15 protein-coding genes are annotated in these 16,914 nt (G+C 38.4%); 8 read left to right on the forward strand and 7 right to left on the reverse strand.

Features of this window, described 5'->3' with window-relative positions; genetic code table 11:
• Nucleotides 1–544 precede the first annotated feature (544 nt).
• A complete protein-coding gene (locus MUN87_RS00510; RefSeq protein WP_244744508.1) occupies nt 545–730 on the forward strand; it encodes an aspartyl-phosphate phosphatase Spo0E family protein in 186 nt (61 codons plus the stop codon).
• Nucleotides 731–866: 136 nt separating this feature from the next.
• On the opposite strand, the gene MUN87_RS00515 is transcribed toward MUN87_RS00510, so the two are convergent.
• Nucleotides 867–2,021 carry an aminotransferase A gene (locus MUN87_RS00515; RefSeq protein ID WP_244744511.1) on the reverse strand — a complete coding sequence of 385 codons (1,155 nt, stop codon included), beginning with the start codon at nt 2,019–2,021 and terminating at the stop codon, nt 867–869.
• Nucleotides 2,022–2,131: 110 nt separating this feature from the next.
• On the opposite strand from MUN87_RS00515, the gene MUN87_RS00520 reads away from it, so the two are divergent.
• Entirely contained in the window at nt 2,132–2,443 is a 312-nt protein-coding gene (locus MUN87_RS00520; RefSeq protein WP_244744513.1) for a hypothetical protein, read from the forward strand.
• A gap of 857 nt (nt 2,444–3,300) precedes the next feature.
• Here the strand turns inward: MUN87_RS00520 and MUN87_RS00525 are convergent.
• From MUN87_RS00525 to MUN87_RS00535, 3 genes are read right to left on the reverse strand one after another with little or no spacing between them, the layout of a single operon-like run.
• Nucleotides 3,301–3,774, reverse strand: a complete 474-nt coding sequence (locus MUN87_RS00525) for a YkyB family protein (RefSeq protein WP_244744516.1) — start codon at nt 3,772–3,774, stop codon at nt 3,301–3,303.
• A 60-nt stretch (nt 3,775–3,834) separates the two neighbouring features.
• On the reverse strand, nt 3,835–4,401 hold the full coding sequence (locus MUN87_RS00530; protein WP_244744518.1) for an SCO family protein: 567 nt from the start codon (nt 4,399–4,401) through the stop codon (nt 3,835–3,837).
• 16 nt (nt 4,402–4,417) lie between these two features.
• On the reverse strand, nt 4,418–5,269 hold the full coding sequence (locus tag MUN87_RS00535; protein ID WP_244744526.1) for a metallophosphoesterase: 852 nt from the start codon (nt 5,267–5,269) through the stop codon (nt 4,418–4,420).
• Between the two features lie 171 nt (nt 5,270–5,440).
• Here MUN87_RS00535 and cbpB point away from each other — a divergent pair, with 171 nt between their 5' ends.
• From cbpB to MUN87_RS00550, 3 genes are all read left to right on the forward strand, one after another.
• Nucleotides 5,441–5,881 (forward strand): cyclic-di-AMP-binding protein CbpB, encoded by a 441-nt coding sequence (gene cbpB, locus MUN87_RS00540; protein ID WP_244744528.1) that lies wholly within the window; start codon nt 5,441–5,443, stop codon nt 5,879–5,881.
• A gap of 69 nt (nt 5,882–5,950) precedes the next feature.
• Nucleotides 5,951–6,670, forward strand: coding sequence for a 2,3,4,5-tetrahydropyridine-2,6-dicarboxylate N-acetyltransferase (dapD, locus tag MUN87_RS00545; RefSeq protein WP_305037425.1), 720 nt, complete (start codon nt 5,951–5,953; stop codon nt 6,668–6,670).
• A gap of 958 nt (nt 6,671–7,628) precedes the next feature.
• Nucleotides 7,629–8,744: an N-acetyldiaminopimelate deacetylase gene (locus tag MUN87_RS00550; RefSeq protein WP_244744530.1), complete on the forward strand. Its 1,116-nt coding sequence runs from the start codon at nt 7,629–7,631 to the stop codon at nt 8,742–8,744.
• Nucleotides 8,745–8,950: 206 nt separating this feature from the next.
• On the opposite strand, the gene MUN87_RS00555 is transcribed toward MUN87_RS00550, so the two are convergent.
• The gene (locus tag MUN87_RS00555) at nt 8,951–9,784 is read right to left on the reverse strand and encodes a mechanosensitive ion channel family protein (RefSeq protein ID WP_244744532.1); all 834 of its coding nucleotides are present in this window, start codon (nt 9,782–9,784) and stop codon (nt 8,951–8,953) included.
• Nucleotides 9,785–9,951: 167 nt separating this feature from the next.
• Here MUN87_RS00555 and MUN87_RS00560 point away from each other — a divergent pair, with 167 nt between their 5' ends.
• The 3 genes from MUN87_RS00560 (at nt 9,952) to MUN87_RS00570 (ending at nt 14,325) form a co-directional block, all read left to right on the forward strand.
• On the forward strand, nt 9,952–11,703 hold the full coding sequence (locus MUN87_RS00560; RefSeq protein WP_244744534.1) for an ABC transporter ATP-binding protein: 1,752 nt from the start codon (nt 9,952–9,954) through the stop codon (nt 11,701–11,703).
• Nucleotides 11,704–11,721: 18 nt separating this feature from the next.
• Nucleotides 11,722–13,560, forward strand: coding sequence for an ABC transporter ATP-binding protein (locus MUN87_RS00565; RefSeq protein WP_244744541.1), 1,839 nt, complete (start codon nt 11,722–11,724; stop codon nt 13,558–13,560).
• 90 nt (nt 13,561–13,650) lie between these two features.
• Nucleotides 13,651–14,325, forward strand: a complete 675-nt coding sequence (locus MUN87_RS00570) for a potassium channel family protein (RefSeq protein WP_244717913.1) — start codon at nt 13,651–13,653, stop codon at nt 14,323–14,325.
• A 619-nt stretch (nt 14,326–14,944) separates the two neighbouring features.
• Here the strand turns inward: MUN87_RS00570 and rnjA are convergent.
• Both rnjA and MUN87_RS00580 read right to left on the reverse strand, forming a co-directional pair.
• The gene (rnjA, locus tag MUN87_RS00575; protein WP_244744550.1) at nt 14,945–16,612 is read right to left on the reverse strand and encodes a ribonuclease J1; all 1,668 of its coding nucleotides are present in this window, start codon (nt 16,610–16,612) and stop codon (nt 14,945–14,947) included.
• Nucleotides 16,613–16,615: 3 nt separating this feature from the next.
• Nucleotides 16,616–16,825: a DNA-dependent RNA polymerase subunit epsilon gene (locus tag MUN87_RS00580; RefSeq protein WP_244744553.1), complete on the reverse strand. Its 210-nt coding sequence runs from the start codon at nt 16,823–16,825 to the stop codon at nt 16,616–16,618.
• Nucleotides 16,826–16,914: the final 89 nt, after the last annotated feature.

The following is a 16,914-nucleotide window of genomic DNA, read 5'->3' on the forward strand; positions in this document are numbered from 1 at the left end:
CAAGTACTATTGAGGTTTTTGTTCTACAAAGAGAGATAAAATTATAACGCTGAAGCAGATTGACGCAGTGAAAAGATTATAATCTGCAGAGTATACGAAAAAATTCGGCACTCACGAAAGACGAGTATTTTTAAAATACAACGTAATAACTACTTATACTTTCCTGCTCTATGCCACTAGTGCGTTATATAACAGCTGAAGATCCTCCATTTTAACCAATAAACAACTCAAATAAAACACGCATTAATTATAAGCAATAAAGGTATGAGGTAACTGCAATGCTAACACTATGGAGAATAGTTGTGCAGGAACAATAGTACTTATTACCTCTTATCAGATAGAACCACATCGATAATCCTAGTAATTATTTTGGAAAACTATGTCGAATGGTCCTGTTTTTTGTGGGGAAAACGGTGGCAAATTTTAAAAGATTTGTCTTATTTTGCGGTTTGCTTTACTTTGGTAAAATTATTTGCGATAATCAATAACGCTTACGATAAATGTTGTATAACAATGAACCAAAATAGGGGGTAACACGGTAAAAATGTCAGTATATCCAATGAGTTTAATTAGTAAGATTGAGAAATTACGTAAAGAGATGACCGATGTTGCTCTCAAAAAAGGAATTACAAGTAAGGAATCCATACATATTAGTCAAGAGCTTGATGAGTTACTTAATGATTATGAAATGTACAAGCGCAAACAAGATGAAAAAAAACACCAGGACTAACCGATTCTGGTGTTTTTCCGTATCCGATTCATTGCTGCATAACGATTTTATACCACGCAATCAAAGATCATATCTAGAACATACGAACGCTTATTTTATGAAGGTGAAGAATGGTATTCTGTTTCAATAAGTAACGTTATTGTCTAGTTATGATTCGTTCGATTCTGTTTAATCCTTCTTCTAATGTATCCATATCGTAAGCATAGGATAGGCGAAGATATCCTTCTCCATATTCGGAAAATGCACTGCCAGGTACTAATGCCACTTTTGCTTCCTCCACTAATCGTAAAGCAACTTCAAACGATGTACTTCCAAGATGACGAATGTCAATAAAATAGTAAAATCCGCCCTCTGGTTTGTAAGAAGCTAGATTCATGGATTTGAGTCTATGATAAACATAATCTCGACGCTTCTGGTACGTTTTTTTCATTTCAACAGGATCGTTCATCCCGTTCTGGATAGCTTCCAATGCACCATACTGACTGATGGATGACGCACAAGAGACATTATATTGGTGAACCTTAAGCATATGCTTACATAACCAGTCAGCTGCGAGAATATATCCAATACGGTATCCAGTCATCGAGTGTGATTTCGACACGCCATTAATAATGATTACCTGATCGCGAATTTCTTCAAACCTTCCAATAGAAAAATGACTTGTCTCATAAACTAATTCGCTGTAAATTTCATCTGCAATCATAAAAAGCTGATGCTTCTTAATAACTGCAGCAATGTCACCTAGCTCTTTCTCAGTTAATGTGACACCGGTCGGATTCGATGGATAAGGTATGATAATAGCTTTTGTCTTGTCAGTTATCGCATTTTCAATTGCTTCTGCCGTCATTTTAAATTGAGTTGCACGTGTATCAACGTAACGAGGGACGCCTCCTGCTAGCTTGACGAGTGGTTCATAGCCTGGATAAACAGGTCCAGGTAGTATGACTTCATCCCCATTTTCTACAATTGTACGTAAGCAAACATCAATTGCTTGAGAAGCTCCTGCAGTCACAATAACCTCTTCATTAGCGTTATATTCCAATTGATATCTCTTTTTAACAAAGGACGAAATAGCCTGTCTTAATGGCAAAATACCAGCATTATGTGTATAGGTAGTTTTATTATGGTCGATTGCTTCTTTCGTTTTGGCTTTTACATGTTCAGGAGTAGGGAAATCCGGCTGACCAATTGTTAGAGACAAAATGTCTGATTTATCAGCGACCATGTTGAAAAATTTCCTGATTCCTGATATCTCAATATCCTTAACTTTACGATTTATAGATGCTTCCATCTTGTTACCTCCCGATATTTCTATTATAACTAGCAAAAAGCTTGGAGATAATAGTACTAATTATCAAAACTAGCATTATTTTATCATAAATTGAAAGGGAGAGATACAAAATGCTAAAAGAGTTATGGAATAAGATAGTGAGCGGATCCGATTATATACTATTAACTATGCAAGCAGAAGCGCGCTTAGTTGTATACGTTGTACTTGGACTTATTGGTCTTTATTTTCTGTTAAAACCATTTGTGCGGTTTGTGATGGCTTTAGAATGGAATGCTTTTATCACTTATTTATTCGTCATTCTGTTAATGTGTTTAATTATGACTAGATTTACATCAGCAAACGATTGGAAATATTTTCTGTATGCGGTAGTTATTTTTTCCATTGTATTAAGTGTGAAACGAGCGATATCGTTTATAAGATAATGGACAAGAGGTATTTGTAATTAGTCAGGAAAGCATATAAGCGTAATAATAGCAGTAAAATTGAATAGGAAGTTTCGTTCTTATAAGCAAAGAAAGTATATAAGTGCAGTCATAGAAGTAATCATGCTGAATAGGAAGATGGGTTCCTATAATATGGATTATGTAAACTACCCATTGCTAGCCGAGCACCCATGTTGAGATATTTAATGTGCTGGGATACCGCTTCGTCCAACCACTCCGCGTCCTGCGGGGCACGGCTGAAGCTAACTTTGTGAAGAAGAGCACTTCACAAAGTGGATCTTCAGCACCTGCACAATCCCGCGGGAGTCTCCGTGGTTGGCCTACGCTGATGTATAGCTCCACAATTTATGCGACAGCTAGGATATGAAGCACTATCTGCAAGATTTACACCATAATTGATGAGATACATTCCTAGCACGACTGCTTTTTGCTGTTACATAATTTGTAGCACTTCCCTCAAGCGTAGGAAATAGGCGGAGACTCCCGTGGAATCAGCGCGAGCTGAAGATCCATTTTATTTGTGCCTGTATTGCTTCGAAGTGGGCTTCCTCGGCACAAGGCAGCAAAGATGCTGTTCAAGCAGTAGCCTAGCTGAAGCCGTGCCCACAGGACGCGGAGCCTATTTCCGGAGCTTTGCAACGCAGATAAAATATTTCAAAATGACCGTTTTGCCATATAGCCTTAGTTGACATAATCCATACTATAGGAAGTTGTTTATTAATTAAGTCAACTAGGACCGGGCGGTTTATGCCCGATTTTTCTTAAGTGAAAGGATGACCGTGCTAAGAGGCTAGCATTGCATCAGCCTCTTAGCGCGGTTTGAATAAATAGGTGAATTACCACCTTTTTCGCTTATGATAAAAAGGAGACAGAGAAGAAGGGGAATTCGTAAATGGTGAGTATTTTGGTTTAGGCTTGGCTTGCTTCTGCTTAGTTGCTTTTACTGACCAATCCAAATAGACTAGTAATGTTTTCTTTGCATTTGTCAGCGACAGGGAAGGTTTAGGGTTTCGATAGGATTCATCGAGCTTTCCTAAATGCTTCAGAGCCTGCATATCATCTTTGGATGGAGGCATGTGAAAATAATAGTTTCCAACTTGAACAAGAAGGACAGAATGCTGTCTGCTTTGTTTAGGATTATTGGAAAAATGCAGTCCTACTTTAATTGCTTTTTTTTCTGATAAGAGTTTTTTCATTGTTTCATTTTTTAACTGGTATAATTGTGTGGGATCAAGCGCTGTTTTAGCATGGCGGTTCACAATAAAAAGGGCTTGGCCTATTTTATTGATTTCTGTATGTTGATCTTCCATATATTCACCTTCCTTTCTTCATAATAAAAAGCAGAAGAGCGAACTCTTCTACTTTTCACTTTAATTCATTGATTGGATATCTTCAACTATTTTTTTCATATTATCCGCTTTTTGTCCATTGTACCCTTTAATAGCATTACCATCCGGTGATACAAGATAAAAGGTAGTAGAATGAATAACCTGGTCATCATTCTCAGGATTTTCTACGAAAGCTTTGAAAGAATTTTCTGTAAAGCTTTTAATCTCATCGTCTGTATAGCCAGTTAATGCGTGCCAATTGTCAAAGGTTCCACCACGCTCCGAAATATAATCTTTCAAAACTTCAGGAGAATCATTGGTTGGATCTACACTGAAAGAAACTAGCTCTGCATCAATTCCGGCATCGTCTAATTGTTTTTGCAATCGTGCCATATTAGCTGTCATAGGTGGACAAACCGTCTCGCAATTAGTGAATATCATATCGGCTATCCAAAATTTTCCTTCTAAATCACTTTTTGAAAAACTTTCACCGTCTTGATCAGTGAATGTAAAGTTTTGAACTTCGTACGAAAAATCACCTTCATATTTGTTACCGCATCCAACTAAAATAAAGAGCAGTGCCAGTGACACCAGCAACGTTTTTTTCATCCTAATCACTCCTGTCTTACATTTGTTTTAATTGATAAATTGTCATTTCAGGTTTACACAAGAAACGGTAAGGTAACCTGGTAGTGCCGAGTCCCCGACTGACATATAATTGCATTGGTGTTTCGCCAACCTGATAATGACCTTCTACATATTTTTCAGCAAGGTGTGGCGTATAAATATACCCGATAAATGGCAGTTGAACTTGTCCACCATGACTATGACCAGACAGTTGTACATCGATTGGATAATCTTTTGCGATATCGGCATAATCAGGTTCGTGAGCAAGCAAGATAGTAAAATATGTATCATTCAATCCTTTCATTGCCTGCGCTAAATCTGGTGATCCTAATAGGACATCGTCAACACCTGCAACATTTATCATAGCATCATTCTTTTGGATTTGTCTGTGTCCATTCTGCAACAATTCAAACCCTGACTTATCAAATACCTCTTTTATGATATCTGTTCCGTACCCACCGTGATCATGATTTCCGTAAATCCACAGTTTTCCATCTTTTGCATTTATCTTTTGTAATATCTGTATTAATCTGTCAGAGATCTTATAAAGACGTGGATTATCAACCAAATCACCGGTAAAGACGACAAGGTCAGGCGCTTCCTGGTTGATCTTGACAACTAATTTCTCTAATTGATCCAGTGAATATTGAAAACCAATATGTGTATCCGAAAATTGTAAAATGCGATAGCCTTCAAACGATTTAGAAATTTTGAGGTTCGGCACCGTCACATAATGAACATCCAGCATACTTGTTTCCACTTCCCGAGCGTAATAATAAGTTCCGCCACCAAGCCCGAACATCGCGACGAAACTGCCAAATAAACGTTTTAAAAAAGTTCTTCGCTTCATATTATTTCATATACCCTTTCTTTACTAACGAACGATCATTACTTATTATAGCATGGAGTATAACAGATATGATATCGAGACATTAGATTACACAAATTTTTAAAAAATATGTTAAAATAGAAAAGTGATGTCATAATAGCTCCTTCACTAAAACAAAAAGGAGTGTCCCATATGTCTAGTGTGTTAAGGAAAACGCTAACTGATTTGACGGTAGGGGATTTAATGATCCCGGCTGAGAAGGTAGCGCATGTACAAGAAGGGAATCCAATCGAGCATGCACTGCTTGTGTTAGTCGAATCAGGTTATTCGTCAGTTCCCGTTTTAGACTTAGAATACAAATTTAAAGGTACAATTGCGAAAACACCAATCTTAAAAAGCGTAATGGGCATGGAACGATTTGAGATGGAACGATTAGCGGAAATTAAAGTAGAAGCTGTTATGCAAAAGGATCAGCCAACTTTGACAGAGGATACGGATTTTCTCACCTGTCTGAAAGTGGTTATTAATCATGCCTTTGCTTGTGTGACAGATGAGCAAGGTTATTTTCTTGGAATCCTGACAAGACGTGCCATATTAAAAGAAGTGAATAAATCCATGTATACAACAAAATAATATTACTTGTTAAAGAGGTTATTGTTTTGTTACATTTATAAAGACAACAATTTAATGGAGGACTAATCAATGAAGCAAATGGATGCACATGAAATAATTTCATTTATTTCAAACAGTACAAAATCCACACCTGTAAAAGTGTATGTGAAAGGAACTGATCTAGCGTCTGTAGAAGCAACAGGTTCCGTGCAAACATTCTTAAATGAAACGAATGGTGTTATTTTTGGTGAATGGAAAGAGGTAAAAGCACTGCTTGATACATACAGTGATCAAATCACAGACTACGTAGTAGAAAATGATCGTCGCAATTCAGCAATCCCGTTATTAGATATGAAAGATATCAATGCACGTATCGAGCCGGGAGCAATTATTCGTGAGCAAGTAGAAATTGGCGATGGCGCTGTTATCATGTTTGGTGCGATGATTAATATTGGTTCTGTCATTGGTGAAGGAACCATGATTGATATGAATGCTTCACTTGGAGGTCGTGCTACAGTAGGTAAAAACTGTCATGTCGGCGCCGGTGCTGTATTAGCAGGAGTTATTGAACCACCTTCTGCTCAACCAGTTGTTATTGAAGATGGCGTTGTAATTGGAGCCAATGCAGTAGTATTAGAAGGGGTACGTGTAGGAGAAGGAGCAGTTGTAGCAGCTGGAGCTGTTGTAACGAAAGATGTACCGCCAAATACAGTTGTAGCTGGCACGCCAGCTAAAGTGATCAAAGAGATTGATGATCAAACAAAAGCAAAAACTGAAATCATGGAAGCACTTCGCAAATTGGATGATTAAGTAAAAACAAGGCAGGATCGCCAGGATCCTGCCTTGTTTTAACGAGTAAGCAAGTATTAACGTACTGTCACATAGAAGGAATCAGTGAAGAACAAGAAAATGGGTTCTTATAATGTGGATTATGTCAAATAGAATTGTATGTAGATGTGGCAATTTTGATTGAGAAATATGTGCTTAGCAAAGCTCTGTAAATTGGCTCCGCGTCCTGTGGAACGGCTTCAGCTAGGCTACTACTTGAACAGCATCTTTGCTGCCTTGTGCCGAGGAAGCCCACTTCGAAGCAATGCTTGCAGACACAGGCACAAATGAAGTGGATCTTCAGCTCGCGCTGAGGCATGAGGAGTCTCCGCCTATTTCCTACGCTTAAAGGAAGCACTACACCACTAGTGACAATTAAAAGCAGCAGTGCTAAGCATCAAATCTCCATCATTCGCAATGCAATTGTTAATTGTTGCTTTTGGATGGCAATCTACATGGTAAATCTTACATTAGTTGTAGAGCCCCTATCCTAGCGTAGGCTAACCACGGAGACTCCCGCGGGACAGGCAGGCGCTGAAGATCCACAACGTCTGCACCTGCGTCTTCTAGTAACGCTTCGAAGTAAGCTTCCTCGGTGCAAGGCAGCAAAGAAGTGATTCGTGTAGTAGCCTAGCTTCAGCCGTGCCCCGCAGGACGCGGAGTGGTTGAACGGAGCGGTATCCCAGCACATGAATCATTTCAAAATTACCACTAAGCATAAAGCGGCTAGTTTACATAATCCATATTATAGGAAATTGTATATAAATTACATCAATTAGGACCGAAGAGTTATGTCCGGTTTTTCTAGTGTGTTAGAAGAAAGTAGCAATGAATAAGCTTGACGTAGTGAAAATTTAGTTTGTACTAAGGTATAATAACTACAGCACTCACTGTTAATGCAGCGATTCTATGCATAGTGAAAATAGAAGAGGAGTATATTATGGAGCGCGATCAGCTATTAAATATTAGAAGAGAATTACATCAAATACCTGAATTAGGTTTTAAGGAATTCAAAACGCAAGCCTTTTTAATAGATACAATTGAGCAGTTTAATCGAGAGAATATTACCATTACAAAGTGGGAAACAGGGTTATTTGTATTGGTTAAGGGAACAAATCCAACGAAAACAATGGCTTACCGTACCGACATTGACGGCTTGCCAATTACGGAAAACACCGGACTGCCATTTGCTTCAACACATACAGATCGAATGCATGCATGTGGACATGATATTCATATGACCATTGCGCTCGGCGCCCTGGATCATATCAGCGCTAATCCAATCGATGATAATGTGTTGTTTATTTTTCAGCCAGCAGAGGAAGGACCGGGTGGGGCAGATCCAATCTTGAAATCTGACGTCTTCCAACAATTTGATGTTGATAGTATTTTTGCCCTGCATATTGCACCAGATTTGCCAGTCGGCACAGTTTCTAGCAGAACAGGCTTACTGTTCGCCAATACGAGTGAACTGTTCATGGATTTCACCGGAAAGGGTGGACATGCTGCCTATCCACACTTGACGAAAGATATGATAGTTACTGCCAGTACGTTCGTGACACAGATCCAGCAAATTATTTCAAGAAAAGTGGATCCGCTTGACAGTGGTGTGATAACGATCGGGAAGATGACAGCTGGGACGGTCCAGAATATTATCGCTGAAACAGCTCGTTTGGAAGGGACTATTCGAACCCTGCAACCTGAAACCATGATTACAATCAAGCAGGAATTGGAGCGCGCCATCAAAGGATTTGAATTAGCTTATGACTGTCAAATTGATGTGGACTATGGGGCTAATTATTATCAAGTTAGTAATGATCAAACCTTTGTAGACTTGTTTACTAAAGTAGTGGAGGCAGAAGGAATTTCATTTAAAGAAGCAAATGCTGCGATGACCGGTGAGGATTTTGGTTATTTCTTAAAAGAAATACCAGGGTTCATGTTCTGGTTAGGAGTAAATTCACCGTACGGATTACATCACAGTCAACTTAATCCAGATGAAGATGCAATCGAAGTTGGGGTAAAAGCTGTAACGGCTATGATGAGGGCATTATAAAAAAGTCAGTTAGCTGTGCCATAATTACATAGCTAGTCTACCTAATCTATTTATAAATGGTTAACAGTCATTTTAAGTTATATAGTAACGATTGTTTTTCTCTGAAACAATTTAAAAGAGCTGACTGAGGATCTAAATGATAGGGAAAAGTGGAAACTAATTAAATGAATGTAAAAACTCCGAGCGTTAATGGCCCGGAGTTTTTATTACTTATCTTTTTGAATATAAACTTGATGTGGAAATGGGATTTCGATATTATTAGCGTCAAATGCTTCTTTAATACGTTTGCGAATATCACGTTCTGCACCAAATTGTTCCATGTTCAGGGTTTTACCAATAATTCGTAATACTACCTCGCTTGAACCGAAAGCCTGTACACCTAATACATCAGGTCCTTCTGCAAAGCGTGGATCAGATTCGAATTCCTGGCATACTCCTTGTAATACAGACATTGCTTCATCGATATTGTCATCATAGCTGATACCAATATCAACTAGTGCACGCATATTTCCTCTGGAGTGGTTACTGACACCAGAAATTTCACGGTTCGGTACAAAATGAAGCGTGCCATCAAACCCGCGAATTTGTGTGGTTCTTAAGCCAACTTCTTCTACTATACCGCCATATCCAGCTGTCGTAACATAGTCTCCAACATCGACTTGTTTTTCTAATAGAATGAAAAAACCAGTTACAATGTCACTGACTAATCCTTGTGCACCAAAACCAATAGCAAGGCCGACAACACCTGCACCTGCTATTAGTGGAGCAATATCTAATCCGATAATTGCAAAGAACATGACGACGAATACAAATATTAACACATATGAAAATACGTTAAGTAATAATTTCTCTAATGTTTGTATTCTTGCTTCTGATACCCTTTGTTTTGAACTTGATTTTCTTATGCTTGCAGAGATGATTTTTTTTCCAATTGGTTTAACTATCATCATAGCTAAAATCAGAATAATAATCTGAATTCCAAATCCGATGACAGTGTCTAATATGTAGCCCCAATCCAATGCTAGTCCATCTTCAAACATGTTATGCCTCCTTTTTATGTGAATATTTCTATCATATAGTATACATACCTCAACATTCAAATGATAAAACTAAAAAATAATTTAAGAAATTGAGTCGAAAAGGTGGAAATTTATTTCGGATGCCGTTATATTTATACATACGTAAAAAATTAGGGGGTGCAAACTAAATGGAAATCTTTAAGAAGTTGAAACAGTTTTATTGGCCGTTTCGAAGGTTCTTTCTTCTGTCCGTATTATTCGTTGTAATCGTTACAGCTATTACTCTCGCTTATCCGATCATTCTGCAGAAAACGATTGATGACGTTGTAAGAGGACAGGAGTACCAGCTTATACCGATTTTATCGGTGACGTTTATTGGGTTAATGATTATAAAAGGGATAGCTAATTTTCTGCAACAGTATTTAGGGGACTTATTCGGAATTAAATCTGTGTATGTTTTACGCGATGCATTATATAAGAAATTGCAAAGGCTTTCGTTCACTTATTATGACAACGCTAGAACAGGAGATTTAATGTCAAGGCTTACAATGGATGTGGAAGGATTTAAGTTTTTCCTGGCAGCAGGTTTTAGAGAATTGATTCGAGTCACTTTATTAATCACAATTGCTTTATGTGTCATGTTCTTCTATTCTGTACCATTAGCATTAGTTACGATGGCCGCAATGCCTTTTTTAGCCATCGTTGTCTATCGATTCGATAAGAAAGTTCATCCGGCTTTCCGTAATGTCCGTAAATCTTTAGGACGATTGAACACAAGAATACAAGAAAATGTCAGTGGGATGAATACAGTTAAATCGCTATCCAAGGAAGATTTTGAAATCGACCGTTTTACAAAGAATAATGCCAATTATAAAGAAGTGAATATTTTTACGTCAAATATTTGGTCGCGTTATTTTCCTTTGATGGAATTCATCGGGAATATTTCGATGGTAGCACTATTGATTTACGGGGGATACTTGGTTATTAATGGTTCGTTACAGCTCGGTGAATTAGTTGCCTTCTTCAGTTTAGTTACCTATATATTAGGGCCGTTAATGCACTTAGGTTTTATCGTAAACCAATTCTCCCAGGCAAAAGCGTCAGGAGAACGATTGTTAGAGATTTTAGAAGCAAGAGAAGATATTGTGGAAGATGAAGATCCACTATTAGCCGAACAAATTCAGGGACATGTGACGTTTAAAAACGTGTCATTAACCTATATCGAGGATGATGATGCGGCACTAAAAAATATTTCATTTGACGCACCAGAAGGAAAAGTAATTGGGCTAATCGGTCCTACGGGTGCAGGGAAGACGAGTATTACCCAGCTGATCACCAGATTTTATGAACCAGATCAGGGTGAGGTTCTTGTTGATGGCAGACCTACGTCATCTTATACGCTTCAATCATTGCGAAAGCATATCGGCTTTGTATTACAGGAATCGTTCTTATTTTCTACTACGATTAAAGAAAACATTTCTTACGGAAATCCTGATGCAACAATGGATGAGATTATTGCAGCAGCAAAACGAGCACAGGCTCATGACTTTATAATGGAGATGCCAAAAGGTTATGATACATTACTTGGAGAGCGGGGTATGGGTCTTTCCGGTGGTCAGAAGCAGCGGATTGCTATTGCACGTGCGATTTTGATCGATCCTTCCATCCTCGTGCTGGATGATGCTACCTCAGCTGTTGATATGGAAACAGAGTTCAACATTCAAAAAGCATTAAAAGAAGTAATGGATGACAGAACGACCTTTATTATCGCACATCGAATTTCTTCATTGAAGCACGCAGATGAAATTATTGTATTAGACGAAGGTGAAATAGTAGAAAGAGGAACGCATGATCAACTTATTCATCAAAATGGAGCTTATCGTCGAATCTATGATATACAATATCAAGACCGAGAAACGGTGTTACAATCAACTAAATAAAGAAAAGGAGGAAGGAAAATGGCGAAATCTATATCTGCAAATCAATCGAAAAAGAAAAGTCCTCATTTGAACCGCTTTTACTACCCGCTGGATCAGGCAGTAGAAAAGCCTTTTAACTGGAAGCAGATGTTGCGTCTGTTAAACTATTTAAAACCGTATGTTAAAACATTAATGCCTGCTGCGATTGCGGTAATGCTGATTTCTACAATAGTACGCCTTGTCGTACCTGTTATTATCGGTACCTGGGTTATTGATAAAGCTATCACAGAACAAAATGTCAGTTTGCTTACATATCTGATCATAGGTATTTCTGTTCTATACCTTGTCAGTTTTATAGCAAACAAATACAGGATTAAATGGGTGAATATTCTCGGACAGCGTGTTATTCACGATTTGCGAAAAAGTCTATTCTCTCATGTACAACGTTTATCGCATAATTTCTTCGATTCCCGTTCAGCTGGTTCTATTCTAGTAAGGATTCTGAATGATGTGAACTCCTTGCAGGAACTGTTTACAAATGGGATTATTAATTTATTGATGGATATCGTCCTGCTTACAGGGATTATTGTTATGTTATTTGTTCTTAGTCCGCCTTTAGCTTTGGCAGTATTAATTATTTTGCCTATCATGTTCTTTATTTCAACAAAGCTTAGACGTACGATCCGACGTTCGTGGCAAGATGTACGTATCCAGAAATCACGTCTGAACTCCCACCTGAACGAAAGTATGCAAGGGATTCGGATTACACAGTCGTTTTCACAGGAAAAAGAGAATACGGAATTTTTCGATGGTGTCAATGGTGATAACTATGAAAAAGAACGTGTTGCCATGAAAAAAAGTGCCTACTTTGGGCCTTTCGTCGAAATGAGCAATGCAATCGGAACGGTTATTCTCATATCTTACGGGGCACACCTAATTATTAACGGCAGTATTCAAATCGGTATCTTTGTTTCCTTCGCGTTCTATTTAGGGATGTTTTGGGAACCAATCTCTCGTCTTGGTCAAATATATAATCAATTATTAGTAGCAATGGCATCTTCAGAGCGAATATTCGAATTTCTGGATGAGCAACCAAATGTAAAAGAAAAAGAAAATGCACAGACATTCAAGGATATGAAAGGGCATATTGTCTTTGATCATGTACAATTTGCCTATAATGAGGATCGAATCGCGTTACATGAGATTTCCTTGGAAATGAAGCCAGGCCAAACGGTCGCTCTAGTTGGGCATACTGGTTCAGGTAAAACAACAATCGCGAATTTAATCAGTCGTTTTTATGATCCAACACAAGGGTCTGTTAAAATCGATGGCCATGACCTGCGTGATATGAGACTAGACAGTTTGCGGACAAATATTTCCGTTGTACTGCAAGATACGTTTATTTTCTCCGGTACAATAATGGAAAACATTCGCTTTGGTCGTCCTGACGCAAGTGATGAAGAAGTGAAGGAAGCAGCTCGTGTTGTAGGTGCAGATGATTTTATTAAAAGATTGAATAATGGCTATGAAACAGAAGTAGAGGAACGAGGAAACATCTTATCGGCAGGTGAGAGACAATTATTATCATTTGCCAGAGCATTACTTGCAGATCCTCGTATATTAATTCTGGATGAAGCAACGGCAAGTATTGATACAGAAACAGAGGTCATGATTCAAACAGCGCTAAAACGGTTATTACAGGGCAGGACCGCGATAATGATTGCTCACCGCTTGTCTACGATCAGAGAAGCAGATAACATTATTGTACTCGAACATGGAAAGATTCTTGAGCAAGGTAACCATGATGAATTAATGAAACATGGTGGGGAATATTATGACCTTGTAAAATCACAATTTGAAATGTTAGATGCCTTATAAAGCGAACGGAGAAAACCAGAGTCATTTCTGGTTTTCTTTTTCATTTGGTATGGTAAAATAGGTATGATTACATAGCTTGGAGGAATCTTAATGAAACGCGAATTTGCTGTGATAGGATTAGGTCGATTTGGCGGCAGTATTTGCCGGGAACTAAGTGCGGAGGGAATGGATGTGCTGGCGATCGACTTGCAGGAAGATAAAGTGAATGAATTTAGAAATATAGCTGCCCATGCAGTTATTGCAGATACTACCGATGAGAATGTGTTAAAGGAATTGGGGATACGTAATATCGATCATGTGATTGTTGCCATTGGCGATGACATTCAGGCAAGCATCTTGACCACACTAATGTTAAAAGAATTGGGTATTAAGAAAATTACAGTAAAAGCACAAAACGATTATCACGAAAAAGTGTTGAATAAGATTGGAGCAGATCATGTTGTGCATCCTGAGCGCGATATGGGGAAACGTATTGCCCACAGTATTATTTCCACAAATATTCTTGATCACCTTGAATTATCAGATGATCACAGCATAGTCGAGGTAAAAGCGGGAGAGAAAATGCATGGTAAGACATTAATAGATCTTGATATCCGTGCACAATACGGTTGTAACGTTGTAGCCATTAAAGAGGCAGACGAAAAAGGAATCAATGTTTCACCTATGGCAACACAACACATCGAAAAAGACGATATTTTGATTGTCATTGGTGCAGATAAAGACATCTCCAGATTCGAAAAACAATTGGTCGTAGAAGACGATTGAGCTTAATCTATTCATTGTAAAAAAATCCGGGAGTAACATCCCGGATTTTTTATCACAAGTATAGAAAGTATATAAGTATAGTCATAGAAGTAATCAGGCTGAATTGGAAGTTTGGTTCCTTTAAAATGGATTATGTTAACTAACAGCTTAGTAGCCATTTTGAAATATCTCATCTGCTTGGATACCGCTCCGTCCAACCACTTCGCGTCCTGCGGGGCACGGCTGAAGCTAACTTTGTGAAGAAGACCACTTCACAAAGTGGATCTTCAGCACCTGCCTGTTCCGCGGGAGTCTACGTGGTTGACCTACGCTGATTTATAGCTCCACAATTTATGTGACAGCTAGGATATAAAGCACTATCTGCAAGATTTACACCTTAATTGATGAATTTCAGTGCCTAGCACGTGTTACATCCATTGCAGAACTTCTCTAAAACGTAGGAAATAGGCGGAGACTCCCGTGGGATCAGTATGAGCTGAAGATCCACTTTGTTTGTGCCTGTGTCTGCAAGCATTGCTCCGAAGTAAGCTTCCTCGGTACAAGGCAGCAAGGAAGCATTACATAATTCATAGTATAAGTACCAAAAAAGAGCAGTGAATTAAATTCACTGCTCTTCATATTATACTTCCATGATAATAGGTAAGATCATTGGACGTCTTTTGGTTTTGTCGTATAAGAATGGAGCGATGGTATCGGTGATTTCGTTTTTAATCTCAGACCATTGCGTTGTGCGACGCTCCATAACTTTGTTCAAATGATTAGACACAAGCTTTTGCGCTTCGTTAATTAAGTCTTCGGATTCTCTCATATACACGAAACCTCGTGAAATAATATCCGGACCGGAAGCGATTTGGAATTCCTTCATATTGATGCTGACCACGACGATGACAAGCCCTTCTTCAGAAAGGATTCGTCGATCGCGTAATACGATATTACCAATATCTCCAATACCGCTGCCATCAACATAGACAGAACCGGAAGGAATCTTTCCTGCAATTGCAGCGTGATCTTTCCCTAATGCTAATACTTCACCATTATCCATGATAAAGCTGTTTTTGAACGGGATGTCACAACTGTCAGCCAGTTTCGTATGTTCTTTCAACATACGATATTCCCCGTGAATCGGCATAAAATACTTAGGTTTAATTAAACGCAGCATTAATTTTTGTTCTTGTTGTCCACCGTGGCCAGATGTATGAATATCATTTAATGGTCCGTGAATGACTTCTGCACCTGCACGATATAATTGATTGATAATTCGGCTGACACTTAGCGTATTCCCAGGGATTGGTGAAGAAGAGAATACAACCGTGTCACCAGGTATAATTTGAATTTGACGGTGTGTACCATTAGCAATTCTTGATAATGCCGCCATTGGTTCCCCTTGAGAACCAGTACATAGGATGGTCACCTCGTTAGCTGGAAGCTGATTAATTTGGTGTGCTTCAATAAACGTATTTTTTGGCGCACGAATATAGCCAAGTTCTTGTCCTATTTTTATGGCACCTTCCATACTGCGGCCGAATACGGCAATTTTACGGTTATGTTTAACGGCGGCTTCCACGACTTGTTGCAAGCGGTGAATATTGGATGCGAACGTAGCAAATATTAATCTGCCATCGACTCTAGAGAAAATATCATTAATACTGTCACCAACTACTCGTTCAGATAACGTAAATCCGGGAACTTCACTGTTTGTACTATCTGATAACAGACATAGTACACCCTCTTTACCGATTTCAGCCATTCTTGATAAGTTGGCTGGTTCTCCGACCGGTGTAAAATCAAATTTAAAGTCTCCGGTATGCACAACGTTACCAGGAGGGGTTTTCACAACAATACCATAGGAATCGGGAATACTGTGCGTTGTTCTAAAGAACGACACAGCTGTTTTTCTGAATTTAAAAATATCATCTTCTTGATAAGTGTGTAATTTTGCCTTACGAAGAAGACCATGTTCATCCAATTTATTTCGAATTAGTCCCATTGCTAATTTACCTGCATAGATAGGCACATTTATCTCGCGAAGTAAATAAGGAATACCACCGATATGGTCTTCGTGACCATGAGTGATAAATAATCCTTTTATCTTGTCCTGATTTTGCACAAGGTAGGTGTAGTCAGGTATTACATAATCAATTCCCAATAACTCATCTTCAGGGAATTTGATACCTGCATCAATTAAGATGATTTCGTCCTGAAATTGAACACCGTACGTGTTTTTCCCAATTTCACCTAAACCACCTAATGCAAAAACTGCAGTCTGATCATTTTTTACAAATTTCATACGTTAAGCTTGCTCCAATTTGTAAAAAGGTGATTGTTGTTCATAGTTTAAATGTGCCTCATTCAATAATTGGATAAATTCAATGTTTATTTGTTTATCTTTTAACGATTCTCTTACTTTTCTTTCAGAAGACGCTTCGATATACAGACTTTTTGTATGTTCACGTACAGGTATTTCAGCAGCGTTTTCTTGATATAGTACTTTATAGATCATGTTATCTCTCCTTTGTAATGTTTCAATTCTATGGTTTGTTTGAATTCTTTTGAAAATCTCTAGAACGATTTATTGTAGTTGGTATACGT

Origin of the sequence: Gracilibacillus salinarum (assembly GCF_022919575.1) — a bacterium.
GTDB lineage: Bacteria > Bacillota > Bacilli > Bacillales > Amphibacillaceae > Gracilibacillus > Gracilibacillus salinarum.